Source organism: Rhodomicrobium sp., assembly GCF_047605405.1.
Lineage (GTDB): Bacteria > Pseudomonadota > Alphaproteobacteria > Rhizobiales > Rhodomicrobiaceae > Rhodomicrobium > Rhodomicrobium lacus.
The window spans coordinates 1-23,093 of the sequence record NZ_JASGFR010000010.1 but is presented as its reverse complement, the minus strand read 5'-3'; the positions used below and the strand labels follow the sequence as shown (position 1 = coordinate 23,093).

General features: G+C 63.4%; 20 protein-coding genes and 1 tRNA gene. 13 read left to right on the top strand and 8 right to left on the bottom strand.

Annotated elements, in window-relative coordinates; genetic code table 11:
• Positions 1 to 101 precede the first annotated feature (101 nt).
• Positions 102 to 2,732, top strand: coding sequence for a bifunctional aconitate hydratase 2/2-methylisocitrate dehydratase (gene acnB, locus QM659_RS05885; RefSeq protein WP_415187716.1), 2,631 nt, complete (start codon positions 102 to 104; stop codon positions 2,730 to 2,732).
• A gap of 119 nt (positions 2,733 to 2,851) precedes the next feature.
• Here acnB and QM659_RS05880 read toward each other — a convergent pair whose 3' ends face one another.
• The 4 genes from QM659_RS05880 to QM659_RS05865 form a co-directional block, all read right to left on the bottom strand.
• Entirely contained in the window at positions 2,852 to 3,202 is a 351-nt protein-coding gene (locus QM659_RS05880; RefSeq protein ID WP_415187715.1) for a ribbon-helix-helix domain-containing protein, read from the bottom strand.
• Between the two features lie 71 nt (positions 3,203 to 3,273).
• Positions 3,274 to 4,686, bottom strand: coding sequence for a class II fumarate hydratase (fumC, locus tag QM659_RS05875; protein ID WP_415187714.1), 1,413 nt, complete (start codon positions 4,684 to 4,686; stop codon positions 3,274 to 3,276).
• A gap of 103 nt (positions 4,687 to 4,789) precedes the next feature.
• Complete coding sequence (locus tag QM659_RS05870) at positions 4,790 to 5,230, bottom strand: gamma-glutamylcyclotransferase family protein (RefSeq protein ID WP_415187713.1); 441 nt, start codon at positions 5,228 to 5,230, stop codon at positions 4,790 to 4,792.
• 21 nt (positions 5,231 to 5,251) lie between these two features.
• Positions 5,252 to 6,226, bottom strand: a complete 975-nt coding sequence (locus tag QM659_RS05865) for an NADPH:quinone oxidoreductase family protein (protein ID WP_415187712.1) — start codon at positions 6,224 to 6,226, stop codon at positions 5,252 to 5,254.
• A gap of 42 nt (positions 6,227 to 6,268) precedes the next feature.
• Between QM659_RS05865 and QM659_RS05860 the strand changes: the two genes are divergently transcribed.
• From QM659_RS05860 to QM659_RS05840, 5 genes are all read left to right on the top strand, one after another.
• Positions 6,269 to 6,778 carry an RNA methyltransferase gene (locus QM659_RS05860; protein ID WP_127077023.1) on the top strand — a complete coding sequence of 170 codons (510 nt, stop codon included), beginning with the start codon at positions 6,269 to 6,271 and terminating at the stop codon, positions 6,776 to 6,778.
• A gap of 58 nt (positions 6,779 to 6,836) precedes the next feature.
• Positions 6,837 to 7,493, top strand: a complete 657-nt coding sequence (locus QM659_RS05855) for an invasion associated locus B family protein (protein WP_303484185.1) — start codon at positions 6,837 to 6,839, stop codon at positions 7,491 to 7,493.
• Between the two features lie 143 nt (positions 7,494 to 7,636).
• Positions 7,637 to 8,698: a dihydropteroate synthase gene (gene folP / locus QM659_RS05850; protein WP_415187711.1), complete on the top strand. Its 1,062-nt coding sequence runs from the start codon at positions 7,637 to 7,639 to the stop codon at positions 8,696 to 8,698.
• Between the two features lie 238 nt (positions 8,699 to 8,936).
• Positions 8,937 to 10,307: a phosphoglucosamine mutase gene (gene glmM / locus QM659_RS05845; RefSeq protein ID WP_303484181.1), complete on the top strand. Its 1,371-nt coding sequence runs from the start codon at positions 8,937 to 8,939 to the stop codon at positions 10,305 to 10,307.
• Positions 10,308 to 10,508: 201 nt separating this feature from the next.
• Entirely contained in the window at positions 10,509 to 11,156 is a 648-nt protein-coding gene (locus tag QM659_RS05840) for a hypothetical protein (protein ID WP_127077027.1), read from the top strand.
• Between the two features lie 65 nt (positions 11,157 to 11,221).
• On the opposite strand, the gene QM659_RS05835 is transcribed toward QM659_RS05840, so the two are convergent.
• On the bottom strand, positions 11,222 to 13,123 hold the full coding sequence (locus tag QM659_RS05835) for a pentapeptide repeat-containing protein (protein ID WP_415187710.1): 1,902 nt from the start codon (positions 13,121 to 13,123) through the stop codon (positions 11,222 to 11,224).
• 187 nt (positions 13,124 to 13,310) lie between these two features.
• Between QM659_RS05835 and QM659_RS05830 the strand changes: the two genes are divergently transcribed.
• Both QM659_RS05830 and QM659_RS05825 read left to right on the top strand, forming a co-directional pair.
• Entirely contained in the window at positions 13,311 to 13,703 is a 393-nt protein-coding gene (locus tag QM659_RS05830) for a CidA/LrgA family protein (protein WP_415187709.1), read from the top strand.
• Entirely contained in the window at positions 13,700 to 14,422 is a 723-nt protein-coding gene (locus tag QM659_RS05825) for an LrgB family protein (RefSeq protein WP_415187708.1), read from the top strand. Before QM659_RS05830 ends, QM659_RS05825 begins: the two co-directional genes overlap by 4 nt.
• A gap of 36 nt (positions 14,423 to 14,458) precedes the next feature.
• On the opposite strand, the gene QM659_RS05820 is transcribed toward QM659_RS05825, so the two are convergent.
• A complete protein-coding gene (locus QM659_RS05820; protein ID WP_415187707.1) occupies positions 14,459 to 15,184 on the bottom strand; it encodes an SIMPL domain-containing protein in 726 nt (241 codons plus the stop codon).
• Between the two features lie 117 nt (positions 15,185 to 15,301).
• Between QM659_RS05820 and QM659_RS05815 the strand changes: the two genes are divergently transcribed.
• Positions 15,302 to 15,377 (top strand) — tRNA-Ile (locus QM659_RS05815).
• A gap of 565 nt (positions 15,378 to 15,942) precedes the next feature.
• On the opposite strand, the gene hutX is transcribed toward QM659_RS05815, so the two are convergent.
• Complete coding sequence (gene hutX, locus QM659_RS05810) at positions 15,943 to 16,473, bottom strand: heme utilization cystosolic carrier protein HutX (protein WP_303484171.1); 531 nt, start codon at positions 16,471 to 16,473, stop codon at positions 15,943 to 15,945.
• Positions 16,470 to 17,825, bottom strand: coding sequence for a heme anaerobic degradation radical SAM methyltransferase ChuW/HutW (gene hutW / locus QM659_RS05805; RefSeq protein ID WP_415187706.1), 1,356 nt, complete (start codon positions 17,823 to 17,825; stop codon positions 16,470 to 16,472). Before hutW ends, hutX begins: the two co-directional genes overlap by 4 nt.
• Before the next feature lie 523 nt (positions 17,826 to 18,348).
• Between hutW and QM659_RS05800 the strand changes: the two genes are divergently transcribed.
• From QM659_RS05800 to QM659_RS05785, 4 genes are all read left to right on the top strand, one after another.
• On the top strand, positions 18,349 to 20,466 hold the full coding sequence (locus QM659_RS05800; RefSeq protein WP_415187705.1) for a TonB-dependent hemoglobin/transferrin/lactoferrin family receptor: 2,118 nt from the start codon (positions 18,349 to 18,351) through the stop codon (positions 20,464 to 20,466).
• Between the two features lie 257 nt (positions 20,467 to 20,723).
• Positions 20,724 to 21,800, top strand: coding sequence for a tonB-system energizer ExbB (exbB, locus tag QM659_RS05795; protein ID WP_415187704.1), 1,077 nt, complete (start codon positions 20,724 to 20,726; stop codon positions 21,798 to 21,800).
• 4 nt (positions 21,801 to 21,804) lie between these two features.
• Complete coding sequence (exbD, locus tag QM659_RS05790; protein ID WP_127077035.1) at positions 21,805 to 22,269, top strand: TonB system transport protein ExbD; 465 nt, start codon at positions 21,805 to 21,807, stop codon at positions 22,267 to 22,269.
• A complete protein-coding gene (locus QM659_RS05785; RefSeq protein ID WP_415187703.1) occupies positions 22,266 to 23,078 on the top strand; it encodes an energy transducer TonB family protein in 813 nt (270 codons plus the stop codon). The genes exbD and QM659_RS05785 overlap by 4 nt, the downstream gene beginning before the upstream one ends.
• Positions 23,079 to 23,093: the final 15 nt, after the last annotated feature.

The following is a 23,093-nucleotide window of genomic DNA, read 5'->3' as shown; positions in this document are numbered from 1 at the left end:
CAGCGGCACATGCGCACGCGGTCTGTTTTTACGCGAGTTTCAGGGAAGGCAGGTTCGCCTACCCTGAAACGATTCCAGTGTCGCTTGCCTCATGACGCCGCTTGCCTCAAAAAGACAACGCGCCGCCGCCGACCTCCAAGGACTACACCATGCTTGAAGCCTACCGTGCCCACGCCGCCGAACGCGCCGCGCTCGGCATTCCCGCGCTGCCGCTCAGTCGCCAGCAGACAGAAGACCTCGTCGCGCTGCTGCGCAATCCGCCTGCGGGCGAGGAAGCGTTTCTTCTCGATCTCATAACGTACCGCGTCCCGGCGGGCGTGGACGATGCGGCGAAGGTGAAGGCGGCGTTCCTCTCCGCCATCGCGAGGGGCGAGGAAGCGAACGCGCTTATTTCGCGCGCGCGGGCTACTGAGCTTCTCGGAACCATGCTCGGCGGCTTCAACGTCAAGCCTCTGATCGAGCTTCTCGACGATGCCGAAGTCGGCGCGGTGGCCGCCGATGGCCTCAAGAAGACGCTGCTCGTGTTCGACTATTTCCACGACGTGAAGGAGCGGGCGGATCGCGGCAACGCCAACGCGAAAGTCGTGATCCAGAGCTGGGCGGACGCGGAGTGGTTCACGTCGCGCCCCGAAGTGCCTGCCTCGCTCACCGTCACCGTGTTCAAGGTGAATGGCGAGACGAACACGGACGACCTGTCGCCCGCGCCCGACGCCTCGACTCGCCCCGACATCCCCCTCCACGCGCTCGCAATGCTGAAGAACCCGCGCCCCGGCATCGAACCGGACGAACCCGGCGCGCGCGGACCCGTCAAGCAGCTTGCGGCGCTCATCGCCAAGGGGAACCCGGTTGCGTATGTCGGCGATGTGGTCGGCACCGGTTCGTCGCGCAAATCCGCGACGAATTCGGTCTTGTGGTTCACGGGCGAAGACATTCCCTACGTGCCGAACAAGCGCTTCGGCGGCGTCTGCCTCGGAACGAAGATCGCGCCGATCTTCTACAACACGATGGAAGATGCGGGCGCGCTGCCGATCGAACTCGACGTGTCGAAGATGGACATGGGCGACGTGGTCGAGCTTCGCCCCTATGAGGGCAAGGCGCTGAAAGGCGGCGAGGTCATCGCGGAATTCAAGGTGAAGTCCGACGTGATCTTCGACGAGGTGCGCGCGGGCGGCCGCATCCCGCTCATCATCGGGCGCGGGCTCACCGCGAAGGCGCGCGAGGCGCTCGGGCTTCCGGCATCGACGCTGTTCCGGCTGCCCGCCGTGCCGCACGACACCGGCAAGGGCTTCACGCTCGCCCAGAAGATCGTCGGCCGCGCCTGCGGTCTGCCGGAAGGCAAGGGCATTCGCCCCGGCACCTATTGCGAGCCGAAGATGACGACGGTCGGCAGTCAGGACACCACCGGCCCGATGACGCGCGACGAGCTGAAGGATCTCGCCTGCCTCGGCTTCTCCGCGGATCTCGTCATGCAGTCCTTCTGCCACACGGCGGCCTATCCGAAGCCGGTCGACGTGACGACGCACCGCGAATTGCCGGGCTTCATCGCCACACGCGGCGGCGCATCCCTGCGCCCCGGCGACGGCGTCATCCATTCGTGGCTGAACCGCCTGCTTCTGCCCGACACGGTCGGCACCGGCGGCGACAGCCATACACGCTTTCCGATCGGCATTTCGTTCCCGGCGGGCTCGGGCCTCGTGGCGTTCGCTGCCGCGACGGGCGTCATGCCGCTCGACATGCCGGAAAGTGTGCTCGTGCGCTTCAAGGGCAAGCTACAGCCCGGCATCACGCTGCGCGACCTCGTGAATGCGATCCCGCTGGCGGCGATCAAGGCGGGCGCGCTCACCGTCGAGAAGAAGGGCAAGAAGAACGTCTTCAACGGCCGCATCCTCGAAATCGAGGGGCTGCCGGATCTGAAGGTGGAACAGGCGTTCGAGCTGACCGACGCATCGGCGGAGCGATCGGCGGCGGCGTGTACCGTGCGGCTCAACAAGGAGCCGATCATCGAATACATGCGCTCGAACATCGCGCTGATGCGGTGGATGATCGCGAACGGCTATGAGGACGCGCGCAGCTTGCAGCGCCGCATCGCCGCGATGGAGGCGTGGATCGCCGCGCCGCACCTCATCGAGCCGGACGCGGACGCGGACTACGCCGCCGTGTTCGAGATCGACCTTGCCGACATCAAGGAACCGATCCTCGCCTGCCCGAACGACCCGGACGACGTCAAGACGCTGTCCGAGGTGGCTGGCGACACCATCGACGAAGTGTTCATCGGTTCGTGCATGACGAACATCGGCCACTTCCGCGCGGCGGGGAAGATCCTCGCGGGCAAATCCGACATCCCGACGCGGCTGTGGATCGCGCCCCCGACCAAGATGGACGCGCGCATCCTGACCGAAGAGGGCTATTATTCAGTGCTCGGCAAGTCCGGCGCGCGGATGGAAATGCCCGGCTGCTCGCTCTGCATGGGCAATCAGGCGCAGATCCGCAAAGGCTCGACGGCGCTTTCCACCTCGACGCGCAACTTCCCCAACCGGCTCGGCATCGACACGCGGGTCTATCTCTCGTCGGCGGAGCTTGCGGCGGTGGGCGCGCTTCTCGGACGCATCCCGACGCTCGCGGAATATCTGGAGCACGTCGAGGCCGTGAACAAAGCCTCCGGTGACGTCTACCGCTACATGAATTTCGACCAGATCCCGGAGTTCGCCGACGCGGGTAAGGCGGCGGCTTGACGGCGCACGAAATGATCATGAAGCCCCGTGCTGCGGGGCTTTTTTGATCGATTCTGCACTTTCAGTCGAATGGCCCTGTGAGGCGCATTATTTGCGGCCCATGCCAAGCGCGGCGCTTGTTACTCCGGTCGCGGCGCGCGTTCATTCGATCTTTCGAGAAGCCAGACCCGGATGGCAGCGGAAAGGCCCGCTGGTCCGCGCGCCGCGTCGATCTCGGCGACGAGTGTCGCGACCGTGCGCCCCTGTTCTTCCGCCGAGGCCTTGAGTTCCCGCCAGAAGGCATCTTCGAGCGTGATGGACGTGCGGTGCCCCGCGATGGCGAGGGAGCGCTTTTTTGGCAAGGCAAGCGCGGGGTCGAACGCGGCACGCTCGGAGCCTGCATCCGCACTCTGGACCGCATCGCCACTGGGCCGCACGCCGGGCTCCCTGCCGCTGCTTCCGGCTTTTCCGCGCGCGATGACTTTCCTCATGGGCAACCCGCTTCGCCGAACGATCCCAAAAAGGAAGGCCGGGAAATCCCGGCCTCGCCCGTCGCCGCTCGTCACACGCCGGGCTTGATCATCAGTTCCGGCTTCATCAGAGCGTTGAAGTCTTCCTCGGAGATGTAGCCGAGCGCCAGCGCTTCCTCGCGAAGCGTCGTGCCGTTCTTGTGCGCCGTCTTCGCGATCTTGGCGGCCTTGTCGTAGCCGATCTTCGGCGCGAGCGCGGTTACGAGCATCAGCGAACGCTCCAGCAGGTCTTCGATGCGCGCACGATTCGGCTCGATGCCGACGACGCAATGGTCGGTGAAGCTCACCGCCGCGTCGGCGATCAGCCGGATCGACTGGAGCAGATTGTAAATGATGACGGGCTTGTAGACGTTCAGCTCGAAATGGCCCTGGCTGCCCGCGACAGTGATCGCCACGTTGTTGCCGAACACCTGCGCGCAGACCATGGTGAGCGCCTCGCACTGCGTCGGGTTCACCTTGCCCGGCATGATGGACGAGCCCGGCTCGTTCTCGGGCAGCGAGATTTCGGCGATGCCGGAGCGCGGGCCGGAGCCCATGAGGCGGATGTCGCTCGCGATCTTGAACAGGCTCGTCGCAAGCACATTGAGCGCGCCCGAAAGCTCGACTTCGGCGTCGTTCGACGCCAGCGCCTCGAACTTGTTCGGCGCGGTGACGAACGGCAGGCCCGTTTCTCTAGCCACTTCGTCCGCGAACTTCTCGGCGAAACCGATGGGCGTGTTGAGGCCGGTGCCCACCGCCGTGCCGCCCTGCGCGAGGAAATAGAGGCGCGGCAGCGTGGCCTTCACGCGCTCGATGCCGAAGCGCAGCTGCGTCGCGTAGCCCGAAAACTCCTGCCCGAGCGTAACCGGCGTCGCATCCTGAAGATGCGTGCGGCCGATCTTGATGATGTCCTTGAACTCTTCCGCCTTCGCCTCGATGGCGCTGGCCAGATGGTCGAGCGCGGGCAGCAGCGCCTCGTTTACCTGCACGGCGGCGGCAATGCGCATCGCGGTGGGGAAGGTGTCGTTCGAGGATTGCGAGCGGTTCACATGGTCGTTCGGGTGAACCGGCTTCTTCGAGCCTTTCTCGCCGCCGAGCAGTTCGATCGCGCGGTTCGAGATCACCTCGTTCGCGTTCATGTTCGACTGCGTGCCGGATCCCGTCTGCCAGACGACGAGCGGAAATTCCGCATCGAGCTTGCCGGATATGACTTCTTCCGCCGCCGTCACGATGGCGTCGTGCAAGGGCTGCTCCAGATTGCCGAGCGCGAGATTCGTCTTCGCCGCCGCCTTCTTCACGATGCCGAGAGCGTGCACCAGCGGAATGGGCATGCGCTCGCCGCCGATCTTGAAATTGCCGAGGCTACGCTGCGTCTGCGCGCCCCAGTAATGGTTGGCGGGCACGTCGATGGGGCCGAAGGTGTCGGTTTCGGTGCGCGTTGCGGACGGGGAGACGTCTTCTGTCATGGCCGGTCTCTGCTGATTTGCGTGGAAAGGTTGACGGGTGGTCTATCATGCCCGCGCCGGTCGCGCCAAGCCGCACGGATTGGCGCAAAACCGCACGCTTCCGTTACAGCGGGAAGCGGCCCGACGCGACGAGCGGGCGGAAGTCGACCTTGCCCGCGTAAGGATAGACCCATACCGCCAGCGGGCCGCCGCGATGAAGCCGTACCTCGATCACGGTGCGATAGAACTGGTCGGGCTTGGTGCCGACGCCCGCGCAGCCTTCGTAAGCGTCGAGCGCCGCAAGCACCGCCCCCCCATTCAGCCGGAACACCTCGCCGAAAACGCGGGTCCGCGCCGCCTCGTCGAACACCGCCCCCGGAAAACGCCCGAGATTGTAAAGCCGCCCCCGTACAGACGCTTCGCCGACAAAACGGGCGCGCGTTTCGAGAAGGCGCGCATAGGGACTGCGGCTTGCGCGCATCAATGTGCCGTAGACGAAGATATGCTTCGGCTCGGCAACCGGGCGGCTCACCTTCGTCGCCCCTAGATCGGTGTCTTCATTCATCCTGCTGCCCCCGTTTTTCCCTCACGGCTTCACGACGATCTTGCCCTTGATCGTCCGCGCGTCCAGCGCCTTGATCGCATCCTTCGTTTCGTCGAGGCTGAAAATGCGGTCGATATGCGGGCGGATTTTTCCCTCCGCGCACCAGTCGAGCAGCTTCGCCATCTGAACGCGGAACGCTGCCGGATGGGTGTCGATGTGACGGCCGAAAAACACGCCCCGAACATCGCAGCCCTTCAAGAGCACGAGGTTCAGCGGGATTTTCGGAATGTCGCCCGCCGCGAAGCCGATGACGAGATAGCGCCCGCCCCAGGCGATGCCGCGCAGCGCCGGTTCGGCATACGGGCCACCGATGCAGTCATAGATCACGTCCGGCCCCTTGCCGCCGCGAAGGGCCCGCACGGCCTCCTTCACGTCGGCGCCGTTCAGGTTCAGAAGATGCGCCGCGCCGCGATCAGCACACAGCTTGAGCTTTTCGTCGGACGTGCCCGCCGCGATTACCTCCGCACCGAGCGCCGCCGCCACCTCCACCGCCGCAAGGCCCGCGCCTCCCGTTGCGCCCAGCACAAGCACCGCATCGCCCTCGCGAACCTGTCCGCGATCTTCGAGGCCGTGCAGCGCCGTGCCGTAGGCGATGGGAATGGATGCCGCCTCTTCGTCGGCGATGCCGTCCGGCACGACGACGGTGCGCGCCGCCGGGGCGATGGCCTGCTCACGGCATCCGCCATAGCCGACATAGGCGAGCACGCGCTCGCCTTCCGCAAAATCCTCGACGCCCGCCCCCGTAGCGATCACGCGCCCCACGACCTCGCCGCCGGGCGAGAACGGCAGCGCCGGCTTCGTCTGATATTTTCCGCGCGTGATCAGCGTATCGAAAAAATTAAGCGCAACCGCTGTAACTTGAACTGCGACCTCGCCCGGACCCGGTATCGCGTCGGGCAGGTCCGCCATTTCAAGTGCGTCCGGTCCTTCGAGAGACTTGCACAGCACAGCCTTCATCGCCTACCTCATCGCATGGCACTTCCCGAACGAAGCTATAGCATGCGCGGATATTTCGCCATCGGAGCCGAACGGATCTCGAAGCCGATGAACCTCGGCGCGCTGATGCGTTCCGCTCATGCTTTCGGCGCCAACTTCTTTTTTACCATCGGCGCGCACGAGAGGGCCTTCGATGCAAAATCCGACACGTCGAAAACGGTGGACCACCTGCCGGTCTATCACTGGGCGAACGTGGCGGAGATGGCGCTGCCGCTGCGCTGCAAACTCGTCGGTGTCGAACTGATCGAAGGCGCCACCGATCTGCCTGCGTTCAAGCATCCGCTCCACGCGGCCTATGTGCTCGGCCCGGAACTCGGCGTGCTGTCGGACGAGGTGCTCGCCCGCTGCGATCACGTGATCAAAATTCCGACCGCATTCTGCATCAACGTCGGCACCGCGGGAGCAATCGTGATGTACGACCGCGTGCGAAGCCTCGGCTCGTTCCCGGATCGGATGGACGCACCCGCAAAGGCGCTCCAGCCGCGCCAAGGCAGGCTTTCCGTGGACCGATGACCTGGGTTCTGCTTAAGGTTTTGGCTTGCCAACTATGGCTTTTCAAACGGGAATTTTCATGCGGCGCCATCTGATCCTTCCGCTTCTGTCCGTCGCCGCGATCTCGTCGGGCGCGGTCGCTCAACAAGTTCAGGTGCAGCAAATTCCGCAGACGCTGCCGCAAGGACCGTCAGCAGTGCCGGACCCGACCCAGCCGCCGCGCCCGGCGGCGGCACCGAAGCCCAAGCCGAAGCCAGTGCCCGCCAAAAAGCCGGCGCCCGCTCCCGTTCCCGATGTGAAGGCGAAGCTCGTCGAGAAAATCGGGGAATGGAATGTCTTCCTGCATGACAGCCCCGAAGGCCGTATCTGTTTCGCCGCGAGCGCGCCAACCGACATGCAGCCGAAGACGGCGAAGCGCACGTCCGTCATTTTCTACATCAGCTCGTGGCAGAAGGACGGGATCTATAATGAGGTCAGCGTGCGGCAGGGCTACGCCATGAAGGCGAATGCGCAGACCACGATCACGCTCGGCGGCCAATCCTTCGCGCTCTATGCGCTCGACGACAAGGCCTATGCGAGAGACCCGGCCGAAGAGCGCAGGCTGCTTTCGGCGATGGCCATGGGCGGGCCGATGACGGTCAAGGCCACGTCCGCGAAGGGTACGGCCACGACGGACCACTATTCGCTCGAAGGGGCGCCTGCCGCCGTTCAGAAGCTTCGCGAAATCTGCCCCTAGTGGTCCGATTCCGACATTTGCATCCGTTTGCAGCACCCTTGCGAGCAAATGCCGGAATCGAAAGGATTACCAGCAACATCATGATTCTAGTGGAGCTTCCACCAGCCGCCAACAGCGCGACCGTTTCACGCTCTGGAGATGAGATGCCCGGACTTTATCTGGAACCAACCGGCTTTCTTTACGGCGAGGTAGCGCGGCAGGCGATCGCGGCGGGAGAGGCGTTGCCGCTTGCGGGTAGCCCGCGTATCGCGTTTTCGGCCGCGCGCCTTCAGGAGGGCGGGGCTGGCCGCATTCGCAACATCTTCCTGCGCGCAGCGGCCCTTTCGCAATTGAGCGAACCGCGGGCGAAAGACCTGCTCGCGCGCCTTACCGCGCCTCGGTCCGACATAGCGGGCGTGCCGATGGACGGCCCGCGCATCATGGGCATTCTGAACGTCACACCGGACAGCTTCTCCGACGGCGGCCAGCATTTCGGTACGGATGCAGCGCTGGCGCATGCGGCGGATCTCGTAAGCCAGGGCGCCGACTTCATCGATGTCGGCGGGGAATCGACGCGGCCGGGCTCGGATCCGGTGGACGTCGAGGAAGAGGTGCGCCGCATCCTCCCCGTGCTCGAAGGGCTGACCGCCTGGCAGACACCCGTTTCGGTCGATACGCGCCGGCCGGACGTCATGCGTGCTGCGGCGGGCGCGCGGCTCGACCTTGTCAATGACGTTGCCGCCCTCACCTTTGCCAGCGACAGCCTGTCAACGGCAGCAGAACTCGGCAGACCCGTTGTCCTGATGCATGCGCAGGGCGATCCGAAAACGATGCAGGACGCGCCGACTTATTCCGACGTTGTGCTCGAAGTGTTCGACTGGCTCGAAGCGCGGATCGAAGCTGCCGTCGCGGCGGGAATAGACAGAGCGAAAATCGTCGTCGACCCGGGGATCGGTTTCGGCAAGACGCTCGATCACAACGCAGCCCTGCTCCGCAGCATCGCGCTGTTCCACGGCCTCGGCGTGCCGCTGCTTGTCGGCACATCGCGCAAGCGGTCGCTCCGGCGCGTGGCCGCTGTCGAGCTTTCAGCCGACATCGACGCCGCAAGCGTCGCAGCGGCCCTCGACGCCGCCTCGCGGGGCGTGCAGATTCTGCGGATGCATAATGTCGGCGCCACCGCGCAGGCGCTTGCGATCTGGCGCTGGCTCAACGGCCGTGATCCATAAGGCAAGGGGCCGGGTGGCTGCCATGCCGGCGAGACGCTTGCGGGAAGCGGCTTCGGATTGTATGCAAGACACCGCCTGTCGGTATTCATGCAATTCTGGAACAAACAGGCTCAATTCCGTCAAATATTCAAATATAATGTTGAGCTGACAGACGTAGCCTGAAGCGAAAATCTTTATCCGATTTAAGCGCAAGTCTGTCTTTGTTGACGGCGGCCAAACTGACTTACCGGGAATGGACATGCGGCAAAAACTCTTCGGCACGGACGGCATTCGCGGGCAGGCAAACACCTGGCCGATGACGGCTGAGATTGCATTGAAGGTGGGCATGGCGGCCGGTCATATGTTCACGAATGGCGGTCGCCGCCACCGCGTGGTGATTGGCAAGGACACCCGGCTCTCCGGCTATACCATCGAGAACGCGCTCGTTTCCGGCTTCACCTCGGTTGGCATGGACGTGGTGCAACTCGGCCCCATACCGACGCCCGCCGTCGCCATGCTCGTGCGCTCGCTTCGCGCCGACCTCGGCGTGATGATCTCGGCATCGCACAACGCTTACCAGGATAACGGCATCAAGCTGTTCGGCCCCGACGGCTACAAGCTCTCGGACGAGGTGGAAGCCGAAATCGAGGCCGAGGTGTTCGGCGACATCGACCGCCTGCTCGCCGAACCGGACCACATCGGCAAGTCCCGGCGCATCGACGGCATTGTCGACCGATACATCGAATTCGCCAAACGCACCCTCGACCGCAGCATCAGCCTCTCAGGCCTCAAGATCGTCATCGACTGCGCGAACGGAGCCGCCTATCGCGTCGCCCCCGCTGCGCTATGGGAACTCGGCGCCGAGGTGGTTGCGCTGGGGATCGCGCCGGACGGCCGCAACATCAACCGCGAATGCGGCTCGACGGTGCCCGACCACATCTGCCGCAAGGTTCTCGAGACGGGCGCGCATATCGGAATAGCACTCGACGGCGACGCCGACCGCGTCATCATTTCGGATGAAAATGGCCAGCTCGTCGACGGCGACCAGATCCTCGCCGTCATCGGAGAAAATTTCCGCGAATCGGGGCGGCTGCGCGGCGGCGGCGTAGTGGCGACGGTGATGTCCAATCTCGGCCTGGAGCGCTATTTCGAGAAGCTCGATCTCTCGTTGGTTCGCACCAAGGTCGGCGACCGATACGTGGTCGAGGCCATGCGGCGCGGCAATTACAATGTCGGCGGCGAGCAGTCGGGCCATGTCGTGCTGTCTGACTTCACTACCACGGGCGACGGCCTCGTAACCGCGCTTCAGGTGCTGAGCGTCGTGATTCAGAGCGGCAAGCCGGTCAGCGAGGTGTGCCGCCGCTTCGAACCGGTGCCGCAGCTTCTGAAAAACCTTCGCTTCTCCGGCAGGAGCCCGCTCGAAAGCGAGGCGGTCAAGGCGGTCATCGCCGCGCAGGAAAAGCGCCTCGGAAGGGCCGGGCGGCTCCTCATCCGCAAATCGGGCACCGAGCCGTTAATCCGCGTCATGGCGCAGGGCGAGGACCAGACGCTCATCAGCGGCGTCGTGGCCGAGATCGTCGCCGCCGTTGAAGCCGCCGGGCAAGGCGAGGGCGTTGTTTCGGCGGCATAAAAGGCCGGGCGCGGGCACCTTTTCGCTTTCGCCTCGGCTTCACGCAATACTTAGGATTACTTCACCCTTCAGTAACCATAATAATCCGTGATGGCTTTTTCCAGTACAAACGGCCCGCTCGCAAGCGATATTTAACCTTAGCCGTTTACCAATGATGCCAGACCGATTTGCCCGTCCCATGCTGCATCACTGGATCAAACCATGAGCTTTATGTCAGATTACGACGCTACCCACGAAGGGCTGCTCGGAGCGGCCAGCCGTTTCGACGCCTATTTCGACGTTTACGGCCTTAGCCTCAAGCAGGAGGCCGACGAGGTGCAGCGAACCGTCACTCTGATAGCGCGTTCCCCCGTTTCTCCCTGTGCGAAGGCGCTGGCGTTGAACCTCGCCCGCTTCCAGCCGCGCTCCGTCGAAGTCAATGTCATCTTCGCGCAGATCGCGCCCGCCGACGAACTTGAGTCCTTCGTGCGCTCGCTCGCCAACGCCTGCGGCCGAGCCCCCGAAATCATCGTTCGCTGGGCCAAGAACCGCGCGCTTCTCGATGCGCACGAGCGGTTGACGCTGGGCCGCACACTCTGCTGGACGGGCGATTCCATGCGCCGCTCGGAAGATTCGCGCAGCGCGATCGACCGCGTGGAAGATTGCACACCGCTTGTGCTCACCGAAGCGATCGCGAGCTTCTCGGCGCTCTGGCGCGCGTCGGTGCCGCTGCCCCGCATGGCGTTTACGCCGGTGAGAGAACCCGCACTCGCGCGGGCCGTGGCGTCGTCTTCAATGATGGAAACGCCGATGTCGCTCGAAGCGAACATCGTGCGCCTCGACGAATATCTGCGCTGGCGGCGGCATTAACAACGACGCGTATGTTCCTATCCGGCAGGGCGGCCATGTGCCGCCCTTTTTTCGTCGCCGAGTTCTCAGCGGACCTTGAGCAGATTTCTCAGCGCGAGCAGGAAAAGAAAGATGAGCGCCGCGCTCAGGATCGCCTGACACAGCGCCAGTGAGGATACGACGAGCGGCATGATGGGCGTTCCACCTGCCTCGACGCCATAGAGGCAGCCGAAGACGCGGCGCGCGTTTATCGAATCGTGCCAGTCGATTTGCAGGAACGCGCTTCTGAACGAGAGATACAGCGCTTCGAGGATCGGGTTCGAGGCGCCGCTCGCGCAGGGCGAACCTATTGCGGCGGGCGGCCACTTCAGGAGCGACGCTGCGCTTCCCCGCGCGATAAGGTAGAAGCACGCGAACACCAGGACCGACAGCCCCCACAGAGCCGCCGGTCTCAAAAGCGAGCGGCCGAAATTCGCAACGCCGCCGTAAAGATAGCCCAGCCAGAAGCGGCCGACGCCCGCGCCGAACGGTCTGTCGCTCCAGAACCTCCGGCAGCGAAACTCCTGCGCGAAGAACTCTTGCTCGCGGGGCAGATCCTGCGCCTCCGACGCCAGCTTCTTGAGACGGCGGAACTTCGCGGAAGCATCCGCGTCCGCGCAGACCTTCGCGGCCTTGAAGAACGGCCCGCGCGGATCCGAAATGCCCGCCTTCTTCCACGAGTGGAAACGCTTCAGCGGATCGGCCACCGTCATGTTGTCGAGACGGGGCGGCTCGTGGAAATTCGCTTCGAGGAAATTAGGCACGGCTTTGAAATTCGCTCGCGCGAGCACGAACGCAACGCGGCTCTGCGCGGCGCTGAAATCCGCGTTCGCAAGAAATACGGCAGAGGCAAACGAAACCGGCGCTTCAAAACGGGCCTCGCGAAACACCGCCTCGCCTTCGAACCTGCTTTCAGCGAAAGTGGATGTCTTGCCAACGCTGAAGCCCGCGAAATCCGACTGACTGAGAAAACGCGCGTTCGCGAAGGTCACGCCGCCCGGAAATCCGGACTGCCGGAAAATCGCGGGAGCGCCGAACTCGGCGGCCGAAAAATCGCCCTCGCCCGAAAAGCGCGCGTCGGTAAATGTCGCGTCGAGCGCGAATTTCGCGCCGCTGAAGCGCGCCTTGCCTTCCGCGCGCATGTCCACGAAAGATGCGGGCCTATCGAAACGAGCATCGCGAAACGACACGTCGTTCCAGAACTGGCAGCGATCGAACAGCACCTCACCCTTGAAGGCGGCTTCGGCGAAACGCGCATCGCCCGTGAACTGCGCCTCCGCAAACCCGGCATTGCCAAGAAACTGCGCCGCGTGGAACCCTGCCGAGCCGGAAAAAACCGCTCCCTCGAACAGCGTGTCTGACAGCAGGCGCGCCTCGTCGAACCGCGCGGCGGCGGCAAACTGCGCCTTCGAGAAGTCGGCGCTGCCGGTTATCAGGCTCGACCGGAAATCGGCCTTTCCCGTGAAGCGAGCCCGCTGGAATTTCACGCCGTGACTAAGCGGGCCGTTCTTCTCCTGCAGGAACTCCGCGCGCTCGAAATCGGCCACGCCGTCGAAAAGCGCGTCATCGAAAACCGCCTGCCCGGAAAACTTCGCCGCCTTGAAGGTAGCGTCTCCTTGAAAATGCGCGCGTGCAAAAGCGACGGAAAGCCCGAATTCCGCGCCCGCGAACGAAACCGGACGCTCGAACACCGCCCCTGCGAGGTTGACCGGACCGGGGAAGATGAAGCCCTCGAAATCGACGGCATCTTCAAAACGCTCATTCGCAAAATCGGCCTTCGCCACCTTGAGCCAGAGGCGCGTTTCATCGTTGTCGCCCTCGCCGAACCAGTTCAGCGAAAGCGTCCCTGCTTCTTGAAAGTTCGCTTTCGATTTCAGAACCTGCGAAGCCCAGTCGTTCCAGGCCGCGCGGCCCATGTCGAACAGCGCCCGCGTCTCCTGCCCATTCATGCAGTCCCAAGCCCCATCGCCCGCCGCGGCGACTTCCCGAACCCAAATTCACACCCGAGTGATGAACAGCCTTTTTATCATGAATTGGGCGGGCGTGAGGTATTCCCCCGGAAATTAGTCTTTGAACCGCGCCCTGAAGTTGTGCTTACCCTTCCCGCCGGAAAATCCTGCCGACAGGAGCCTTGCCATGGTCGAATGGTTCACCGTCCTCGTTGTTTTCCAGCTCGCTGGAGAAATCCTTTCGGCGGCGACGAAGCTGCCCGTGCCGGGCCCCGTGTGCGGAATGGTGCTGCTGTTTCTCGCGCTGGTCATCTACCGACGCGTGCCTGACGGGCTGGCGAAAACCGCTGAAGGTCTCCTGTCGAACCTGTCGCTGCTGTTCGTCCCGGCCGGCGCGGGCGTCATGCTGCACTTCGGCGTTCTTCAACACGACCTGCTTCCCATCGGGGCCTCGCTCGTCCTGAGTACGCTTCTCACCATCGCCGTAACGGCAGCGCTCATGGCGTGGCTCTCGCGCAAGCCATCCGGGACCGCTCCGGGGCCGAAGCCCGCCGCGTCAGAGCCCGAGGCGCGGCCATGACCAGTATCGCAGACATCTGGGTTTACCTCTCCGCGAGCCCGCTCCTGCATCTCGCGCTGACGCTCGTCGCCTATCAGGCGGGTTACGCCGTCTATCGCTGGCGGAAGTTCAATCCCATCTTCAACCCGGTGCTGATCGCGATCATCATTCTGGTCACGATCCTGCTCCTGACGCATACGAGCTACCAGACCTATTTCCAGGGCGCGCAGTTCGTGCACTTCCTGCTCGGCCCGGCGACGGTAGCGCTCGCGATCCCGCTATACCGTCAGGTCGCGCGGGTGCGGAAGTCGGCGCTCGCGGTGACGGTCAGCCTGACCGTCGGCTCGATAACGGCGGCGGCGAGTGCGGTCTTCATCACCTGGGTGCTCGGCGGCACGCGCGATTCCTTCGTCTCGATGGCCCCGAAATCCGTGACGACCCCTGTCGCGATGGGTATCACCGAGCAGATCGGCGGCCTGCCGACGCTGACGGCGATGTTCGTCATCCTGACCGGCATCACCGGCGCGATGCTGGGCGCGCCGCTCCTGAACGCGCTTGGCATCAGGGATTGGGCAGCGCGCGGTCTCGCGATGGGCACGGCCTCGCACGGCATCGGCACGGCGCGCGCGCTTCAGGTGAACGAGGTCGCGGGCGCGTTCGCCGGGCTTGCGATGGGGCTGAACGCGCTCGCGTCGGCGCTGCTGATTCCCGCAGCATGGCATCTCATCTTCGGAAGATAGGCGAAAGACGGCGGCCGCTCGGCGCCGTCGTCTCCGCTACGGTTTGACGAGTTCGATCACGATGCGCACCTGCGCCGAAAGCGTTTCCTCGCCGCTTTCGACCGGCACGGACTGCGCCTTCGCGTATGAAGCCCGGAAAACCGGCACGGGCGATGCACCGCCCTCTTCCGTGATGGAAAGCACGGTGCCGAGCTTCAGCCCGGCCGCTTCCGCATAGGTATTCGCCTTCGCGAGTGCCTGCTCCACCGCCTTGCGGCGGGCCTCGCCGAGATGCTTTTCGGGCTCCGACACGATGAAGTCCGGTCCCGAAATCTGGTTGGAACCCGCAGCGACGGCTTTGCCGAGGATTTCAGCCAGCCGTTCGAGTTTGCGCACGGTCACGCTCACCGTGTTGGAGGCGCGGAAAATGGTGGTGCCGCCCCTTTCCTTTGCCGATGAACTGGCCGCCTGCGTCTGCGGATAGAGGGAGAATTGCGCGGTCTGCAAATCCGTCTTCTCGATCCCCGCCGCCGCGATTTCGGACAGCACCTTCGCGGTGGACGCGCTGTTCCTGGCGACGGCCGATTCCGCGTTGGCGTCTTCGGTCGCAACGCCGATGCGGATCACCGCGATGTCCGGCTTGACCTGCACGCTGCCCGAGCCCGACACCTCGATCGTCGACGTTCTCTGCGCGGGAATGCTCAATTCCTGCGGCTCTGCCGATGCTGCTGTCGAAAACGCCACCGCAAAGGCCGCTAAAGGAACAAGGAGTGCTTTTCTCATGGTGCTTTCTTCGCTAAGAATCGAAACCGCAACGCATATGAGACTTTGCGTCGGGTAGCGTTAGCTGTGCCGCCGATTAAGTTTCCGTAGGCTTCGCGACGAAGAACGTCTCGCATAGGGCGTGTAGCTCAATGGTCAGAGCTAGCGGCTCATAACCGCTTGGTTGCAGGTTCGAGTCCTGCCGCGCCCACCACTTACCACCCGAATGAGCAAAATCAAGCGCTTAGCAAACACCTCCGGTTGGTGAAACATGGGCTGCGCAAGCTCTCTATGTACCTGATTACGCTCATATTTACTCGACAATCGGTAATTTTGCCGCCCGTCCAGTGAAATTGCGTTGTGGTATAAATCATGGTACGCGGAGGCCGTACCATAAACGTGTCGCAGGTGTCGTACCACGCACCATAAATTAGGGGCTAAATTGGCCATAAACGCCTTTTAAATCAAAGCGTTAAAGCCAAAGGGCAAGCCTCGCTGCACCTTGATCGGCAAGACGGCCGCGCGCGCGTAGGGAAAAGTTACCTGTAAAATTTAGCGTCGGGCCAGTCCGCGACGGTCCTACGCACGCCGCGTCCGGAAAAGTGACGCGGTTTTCTGAAAGGCACGCACAAAAAAAGAGCACCTCCGCTTCTTATCGAATCGAAAGCGGATGCGCTCTCCTCATGAAAAGAATTCCGATCAGGTCGTTCAACCGGACCGGAACGGACGCAAGAGCGAGCCGCGTCAAATCGGACCCGATTTGACGCGGCTGGCGGCACTCACTTGCTCAGCCGCGCCTTCAGATCCTCGAATTTCGCCACCTGCTCCGGGTTGAGCGAATAGTCCGCAAGCCGCCCCACGAACACCTTGAACATGGCTTCGCCGTCGACATCGAAGAATTGCACGCCGCAGCTTTCCTTGCCCATGAACGGCCGGCGCACGAACGCGATGCAGGCACAACGCGACGCCTTGATATGCCCGCCGATGGGACTTTTGCCATGCAGGTTGAAGAAGCCGCGCCCGTACTCTCCCTTCGGAAGCGGTCCCCGGCATTCGAGAACGAGGTTCTTCGTGTGAACCACAACTGTCAGGTCGCCCCATTCGGAGAGTTCGTTCATGACGTCGTCGAAGGCAGACGCGGGCGCGAAGGCGCAGTTAACGCGCGGCAGAAGCTGCATCGCTTCGACCACGCTCACGCCGTGCGCCTCCGCCAGTGCTTCGATGACGCCGTCCGGGTTCGTTTCGAGACGCGCGGCGAGTGCCGCCAGCGCTTCTTCTTTCGAGGCAAAGCCGGTTTGTGTCTGGGTCATGCGATTTCCTCCGTTGCTGTGGCTTCATGCCGAATGGCATCGAGCGCGGCGTAAAGACCGCCGGTCAGGTTGGTGATCCAGAAGGTGCCCGCGCGCGTCGTGCGGAAAGTGCCGCCGTCGATGCTTCCCAGCCCTGCGGCCGCCCAATTGTCGAGAAGCGGCGCGACTGTGCGCGCGAAACCGGGCGCGACCGCCTCCACTGCGGCGATGGCGAGTGAGCCTGTTTCGAGCCCCGCCGTGATGGCGGCTTGCGCAGCATAGGCCGCCGGCATGCGCGATGCGCCCGCGATCGGGGCCTGCCCCTCCGCCTTCGCGGCCCTGCGTTCTTCGATGCTGACGAGATTGCTCCAGCGGACGCCATGCGCCTGCCCGCCCGCGCCGGGGCCGAACGGAATGCAGGGCACGCCGCGCTTGATGCCGCTGTTATAGCGGTTCCGCTCGCGGTCGCCCCGCGCGAAATGCGACTGCGATACCTGCTTGAACCCTTCCGCCACGAGGAATTCCGCGGCTTCGGCATACATCTGCGCCTGCTCGCCCACGGAGCCGGCGGGGGGCAGCTTCTCGTCCGCGATGGACTTCGCGAGCGGGCCGCCGCGAAACACATTCAGCGCGTAGAGCGTCACGCCATCGATGCGGCTGGCCGCGACGGTTTCGATATCGCGCCGCCAGATTTCGCGCGATTGACCGGGCAGTCCGTACATGAGATCGCACACGATGCTGGCGCGGTCGAGCGCGGCGAGATCGTTCAGGAAGGCGAGCGTTTCCGCGCCGTCGAGCTTTCGTCCAAGACGGCGGCGTACAGCCGTGTCGAAGGTCTGAACGCCAAGCGAGACGCGGTTGGCACCCGCGTCGAATGCCGCGACCGCCTTTTCAAGACCGAAGCCGTAAGCGCGGCCCTCCACGGTGATTTCACACTCAGGTTCGAGCGGGAGCAGGCGGAGCATATTCGCGATGAGACGCGCCAGCGGAGCCGTCAGAAGCGCGCTCGGTGTGCCGCCGCCGAGATAGACAGACTCGATGGGCGCGGTCGAAACCAACGGCGTCGCGGCCATTTCCTCCATTTCGGCGACGACATCGTCCACGAACGCATCCGAAAGCTCGGGCCGCCATACGTTCTGGAAAAACCCGCAGAACAGGCAGCGGCTCTGGCAGTAGGGCACATTGATATAAACGGCGGCCGGTTCGGAGCGGGGCGTTGCGAAGGCTCGGGCGACCGCGCTGCCTGCTTCAGCGGGATCGATGGCGACACTGCCGCGCCATGGCGGAGAAAACTCACGGCCGGAAAACGCCTCTGTCAGAGGATCGCGCCCCGCCGGCACCAAAAAAGCGTCGATGGTTTTCGGCGCGGACATGGGGTGGCCGCCGGGATGACCTCCCGGATGGCCCGGCTTGGGGGCCGGATGCCCCGCGCTGGTATTGGCTGCATGGGAATGGCCTGCGCCATGGTGAGGTGGCGCGTCGCTGCGCGCATGCCCGGATAAGCTTGTTTTTTCGGCGTGCGGCGGCGTGCGTTTCATGGTCCCTCCCCTCAACTGGCCCGACGCTGGCGCGCAGATGCTTGTCCCGCTTCAATCAGTCGAGCGGGCATGAGAGTGCGAGGCTCCAGCTTAAGTAAAACGCTAGACTACGCCGATTAATACAGCAACAACATTTGTATATATTTAGACTAATTATAACTTTAAAACCGCCATAGGAAGAAATCTAGCGATTGCAATTATTCTAAGAATGATTATGCGTATCTATATCACGAAATATTCTAAATATATTCGACACACATGATGAATAACTGAAAATGGACTCTTTTTTAGGCTTGCGCCGCCTTTTTTGTTATCTCACTCTTGTGCCGGGCAATTTGGCACTTGATGGGGTTGTTGAATGTTATGGGGCAGCAGAGCGGCTTACGCCGCTGCAGTGGCGCTTTCCGCGTCCACTCTTCTTTCCGCGTCTGCGTTTTCGCAAGATGAAGCGGGGCAACGCGTCGAACTCGACGAGATTTCGATCTTCGCGACTCTCAATCCGATCGCGACGTTCGACTATCCCGGGCAAGTGGACGTAGTGGATCGCGATCAGATCCAGACCGAGCAAGCCTCGACAGTGGCCGAGACGCTGAAGAACGTCCCCGGCGTGTTCGTGAATGGCGGCGCGCGCATGAGCGGGCAGACGCCCAACATTCGCGGCTTCGACGGTGAGGACGTCCTCATTCTCGTCGACGGCGTGCCGCAGACGTTCCAGTCCGGGCATGACGGTCGCCTTTTCGTCGACCCGGATCTGCTGAAGCGCGTCGAAGTGGTGAAGGGGCCGAATTCATCGCTCTACGGCTCGGGGGCGCTCGGCGGCGTGATCGCGATGACCACCATCGACGCGAGCGATCTTCTGGAAGCGGGCGAAACGGCGGGCGCGCGCGTCAAGGTCGGCTTCCAGACGGCGGACGGTCAGCCGATCCTCACGACCACGGGTTTCGCGCGGACCGAGGACGGCAAGTTCGAAACCATCGGCAGCTTCACCTATCGGCGCATGGGGTCGATCGAGCTTGGCAATGGCGACGACCTCAGCAACAAGGACAACATCAAGTCCGCGCTGGCGAAGGGCACGGCGCAGGTGACGCCGGACCTCAAGGCAACCGCGACCTGGGTCCATTTCGGCGACGACGGCGTCACGCCCGCGAATCCGCAAGACAACGGCGAAGTCAGTTCATCGAACCTGCTCGTCAAGCGCGGCATCCTGAGCGATACCTTATCGGGCAAGCTCAGCTATGCGCCGGAAGGCAGTCAGTGGTTCAACGGCAATTTTCTCGCCTACTGGGCGCAGAACAAGGTGACCGAGAATTACTATAACAGTACTCGGTATCAGTCGCGCGATGTCGAAACGATTGGCGTGAAGGCCGACAACCGCTCGTGGTTCGAGTTGAACGACTGGCAGACCAAGGTGACGTTCACCTACGGCGTCGACTACCACAGGGACAAGCAGGCGGGCGCGGACAGCCTTCCCGTGGGCTGGCAGTACGGGAACAATATCTCCTCGATCCCGAGTGCTGAAGCCGACTATACCGGCACCTTCGTGCAGGCTGAAATCAAGATGCTTCGGCCAGCGTCGCTTCCGGGCGAGCTTACGCTGACCCCGAGCGCGCGCTTCGACTCGTTTTCGATGGAGGCGAGCGGCGAGGAGGACTTCTCCGACGAGGCGTTCTCGCCGAAGATCGCAGCCGCATACAAGCCGGTGCCGTGGTTCCTGCTGTTCGGCAATTACGGAAGCGCCTTTCGTGCGCCGGACTACAATGAGCTTTACGCCATGGGGAACCATTTCTGCATGGGCCCCGTCTGCAACACGTTCATCCCGAATCCCGACCTCAAGCCGCAGACCGCGGAAACCGGGGAAGTCGGCGCTGGCTTCGAGTTCACCGATGTCGTGGCAAAGGGCGACGCCGTGAAGCTAAAGGGCTCCTACTGGCACATGGACGCTCACGACTACATCAATCAGGAGATCGTGGGTGCGGGTGTCGGCGGCGCAAGTGACATGGGCTGCTTCACCGGTCGAGGCGGGTGCTATACCCGGTTCTTCAACACCGACCACGCCATCCTTTCGGGCGCGGAAATCGCGCTCGCCTATGACAGCGCGCGGTTTTTTGGCAGCGCTTCGTGGGCGACCATGACCGGCCGCGATGCGGATACCGATGCGTATGTGGGCGCGCTCCAGCCCGACAAGGTGATCCTCACCGCCGGCGTGAAGCTGCCGGAATACTGGACGCGCCTCGGCACGCGCTTCACCTTCGCCGACAAGTTTACGCGCGCGGATGCGGCGACGGCCTACCGCGACGCCTATAACCTCGTTGACCTGTTCGCCGTGATCGAGCCGACCGAAGGGCCATTGAAAGGACTTCGTGTAGACCTCGGCATCGATAACGTCACCGACAAGGCCTATCAGTTGATCGCCGCGGATGTCTACGAGAAGGGCATCAACTTCAAGGGTGCAGTGAGCTGGACCGTGAAGTGGTAGCCACGCGAGCGAAAAGATAAGCGATATAAAGCCGGCGGCTCATCCGCCGGCTGTTGGTTTTTTGGGAGGCTTTTCTTGCCAATCCGGCAACATGTGTTGTCTCTGCCTCCAACAGCGAACTAAACCTATAATAATTACAAACTATATTGATTGATTGTATCGCGATGCGCGCTTATTGTCTCGAAGCGCGCTTGGGCAATCTTCTAATACGGCAAGACAGTCGCGCGAAGTGCATCTCACGACATGAGGGAGAACGGATGCAGTCGGAGGCGACGACGCGGTGCCTGCAGATGGTGTATGCCATAGTTGCTGTGATGGCCACGCTTCTGATAGCGATGAGCCCGGTTTTCGGCCAGGAGGGCAGCGCACAGCCGCCGCAAACTGCTTCGGGCGGAGAGACGACCGCAGAGACGCAACCGCAGCAAGCGGTTCAAACGGGAGCGGCGCCAACCGTCGAGGGCCAACCGTCGCAAGCCGCGCCGCTCACAGCCGAAGCGAAGGTCGAAGAGCAAGCGCCACAAGCCGCGCAGGCCGAAGCGGGAGCAACCGTGGAGGCGCCGCCGCCTCTCGCATTCTCCCAATCCGACCCGCTGCCACCTCCGGCGAGCGAGAAGGCGATCGGCAGGCAGCTTCCGCACGAGTTGTCGCCGCTGGGAATGTTCCATGCCGCCGACATGGTCGTGAAAACGGTGATGATTGCGCTGCTGCTCGCCTCGTTTCTCACATGGACGGTGTTCTTCGCGAAAACGGCGGAGCTTTGGACGGCGCGTCGACGCCTGAAAGGAACAATCGCTGTTCTCGAAGATGCGCGAAGCCTCAGCGGGGCATTGGACGCGGTAGCGGAAGCGAAAGGCCCGGGCGCGGTCATCGTCGCCGAGGCAGCCCGAGAGGTTCAGCGCTCCACGACGCTAGGAGAGCCCGACAAGGACGGCGTCAAGGAGCGGGTCGCATCCCGCTTGTCCCGCGCGGAGGCACGCGCGGCCCGGCGTGTCATGTCCGGCATCGGCATCGTGGCCACCATCGGCTCGGTTGCACCGTTCGTGGGACTGTTCGGCACCGTCTGGGGCATCATGAACGCCTTCATCGGCATCTCGAAAGCGCAAACCACCAACCTGGCCGTGGTCGCCCCCGGCATCGCGGAAGCGCTGCTCGCAACCGCGCTCGGCCTTGTTGCCGCGATCCCCGCCGTGGTCGTCTACAACGCTTTCGCGCGGCAGATCACCGACTACCGCCAGCTTCTCGCCGACGCATCGGCAGAGGTCGAAAGGCTGGTGAGCTTCGATCTCGATGCGAGATGCGTGGCCAGACCTCGCGTCAAGGCGGCGGCGGAGTAGCGCCATGGCCGGAAGTTTGAAGCGGGAGCCGAGCGACGGCATAGAGGAAAACCACGAGATAAACGTCACGCCGCTGATCGACGTGATGCTGGTGCTGCTGATCATCTTCATGGTCGCCGCGCCGCTCTCCACGGTAGATGTGCCGGTCGATCTGCCGGTGTCGAATGCGCAACCGAAGCCAAGGCCGTCCGAACCGCTTTTCGTTACGGTGAAGGCAGACCTCTCCCTCTCCATCGGCAACGATCCCGTCCGGCGTGAGGCGATCAAGGCCGCGCTCGACGCCAAGACGAAGGGCGACACCGAACAACGCGTTTTCGTGCGCGCAGACAAGAGCGTGGACTACGGCTCCCTCATGGAAGCGATGAACCTGCTTCGGAACGCCGGCTATCTGAAAATCGGGCTCGTTGGACTCGAGGCCGCGCCGCAGGCGAGCGCGCAGGCGGTGGAAACGGGTGGCGCGAAGCCATGACCTCAGCAGATTGGGCGTTGGACTACGCGACTGGCAACATGGACGAGCGTCGGACCGACGCCATGCGCTGGGCGGCCGCCGCTGCGGCTGCCGCGACGCTCTATGCCTGCGCGGCTTTAGTCATCCTCTGGCAGCCTGAGGAGGCGGCGCCTGCATCGAGCGATTCCGCTGGCGCGGTCATGGTCGAACTCGCGCCGATCGTGGCCGCCCCGGAGACGCCGGTGCGTGACGTCGCTACGGGCGCGGAATCGGAAGCTTCGCCCGAACAGGAGACCAGCGAGCCCAAGCCGGAAGAAGAGCCGGTGCCGCAAGAGACCAGACTTCCCGAGTTCGAGAAGGCCGTGGCCGTTCTCGAACGGGCGCGGCAGGAGCCGCAACCAGAAAAGCCGGTCGAAAAGCCGATTGAAAAGAAAGCGGAGGAGCAGAAGCCGCATCGGGTGAAATCGACCGCTCGCGCCGCAGCCGCGCCGCGCCCGGACAAGACGAGGCATGCCGCCGTAAACGCGGCGCCGTCCGCAGGCGTCTCATCCTCGGCGTCCGCCGCCTCATGGCGAAGCGCGGTTGTCGGTCATCTGAACCGCCACAAGCGTCATCCGGGCGGCGCATCGAACGGCACGGCCTCGGTCGCTTTCGCCATAGACAGGCAAGGCCGTGTTCTGTGGGCGCGCCTCATCCGTTCGTCCGGCAGTTCCCAGCTTGACGCTGAGGCCGTCTCTCTTGCGAAGCGCGCCTCTCCCGTGCCCGCGCCGCCAGCGGAAATGGCGCGCGGGTCGATCACCCTCTCGGTTCCGCTCCGTTTCACGCGCTGACCGGTTCGAAGATCG

Bases quoted from the DNA above. Each gene is read 5' to 3' on its own strand.
- QM659_RS05870 (WP_415187713.1), bottom strand. From the start codon at position 5,230: ATGAATGAAGACACCGATCTAGGGGCGACGAAGGTGAGCCGCCCGGTT.
- QM659_RS05785 (WP_415187703.1), top strand. From the start codon at position 22,266: ATGACCTCAGCAGATTGGGCGTTGGACTACGCGACTGGCAACATGGAC.
- QM659_RS05820 (WP_415187707.1), bottom strand. From the start codon at position 15,184: ATGAGAAAAGCACTCCTTGTTCCTTTAGCGGCCTTTGCGGTGGCGTTT.
- QM659_RS05860 (WP_127077023.1), top strand. From the start codon at position 6,269: ATGCGCGGATATTTCGCCATCGGAGCCGAACGGATCTCGAAGCCGATG.
- hutX (WP_303484171.1), bottom strand. From the start codon at position 16,473: ATGACCCAGACACAAACCGGCTTTGCCTCGAAAGAAGAAGCGCTGGCG.
- exbB (WP_415187704.1), top strand. From the start codon at position 20,724: ATGCAGTCGGAGGCGACGACGCGGTGCCTGCAGATGGTGTATGCCATA.
- exbD (WP_127077035.1), top strand. From the start codon at position 21,805: ATGGCCGGAAGTTTGAAGCGGGAGCCGAGCGACGGCATAGAGGAAAAC.
- folP (WP_415187711.1), top strand. From the start codon at position 7,637: ATGCCCGGACTTTATCTGGAACCAACCGGCTTTCTTTACGGCGAGGTA.
- QM659_RS05835 (WP_415187710.1), bottom strand. From the start codon at position 13,123: ATGAATGGGCAGGAGACGCGGGCGCTGTTCGACATGGGCCGCGCGGCC.
- QM659_RS05855 (WP_303484185.1), top strand. From the start codon at position 6,837: ATGCGGCGCCATCTGATCCTTCCGCTTCTGTCCGTCGCCGCGATCTCG.
- QM659_RS05880 (WP_415187715.1), bottom strand. From the start codon at position 3,202: ATGAGGAAAGTCATCGCGCGCGGAAAAGCCGGAAGCAGCGGCAGGGAG.
- QM659_RS05800 (WP_415187705.1), top strand. From the start codon at position 18,349: ATGTTATGGGGCAGCAGAGCGGCTTACGCCGCTGCAGTGGCGCTTTCC.
- hutW (WP_415187706.1), bottom strand. From the start codon at position 17,825: ATGTCCGCGCCGAAAACCATCGACGCTTTTTTGGTGCCGGCGGGGCGC.
- glmM (WP_303484181.1), top strand. From the start codon at position 8,937: ATGCGGCAAAAACTCTTCGGCACGGACGGCATTCGCGGGCAGGCAAAC.
- fumC (WP_415187714.1), bottom strand. From the start codon at position 4,686: ATGACAGAAGACGTCTCCCCGTCCGCAACGCGCACCGAAACCGACACC.
- QM659_RS05825 (WP_415187708.1), top strand. From the start codon at position 13,700: ATGACCAGTATCGCAGACATCTGGGTTTACCTCTCCGCGAGCCCGCTC.
- QM659_RS05865 (WP_415187712.1), bottom strand. From the start codon at position 6,226: ATGAAGGCTGTGCTGTGCAAGTCTCTCGAAGGACCGGACGCACTTGAA.
- QM659_RS05830 (WP_415187709.1), top strand. From the start codon at position 13,311: ATGGTCGAATGGTTCACCGTCCTCGTTGTTTTCCAGCTCGCTGGAGAA.
- QM659_RS05840 (WP_127077027.1), top strand. From the start codon at position 10,509: ATGAGCTTTATGTCAGATTACGACGCTACCCACGAAGGGCTGCTCGGA.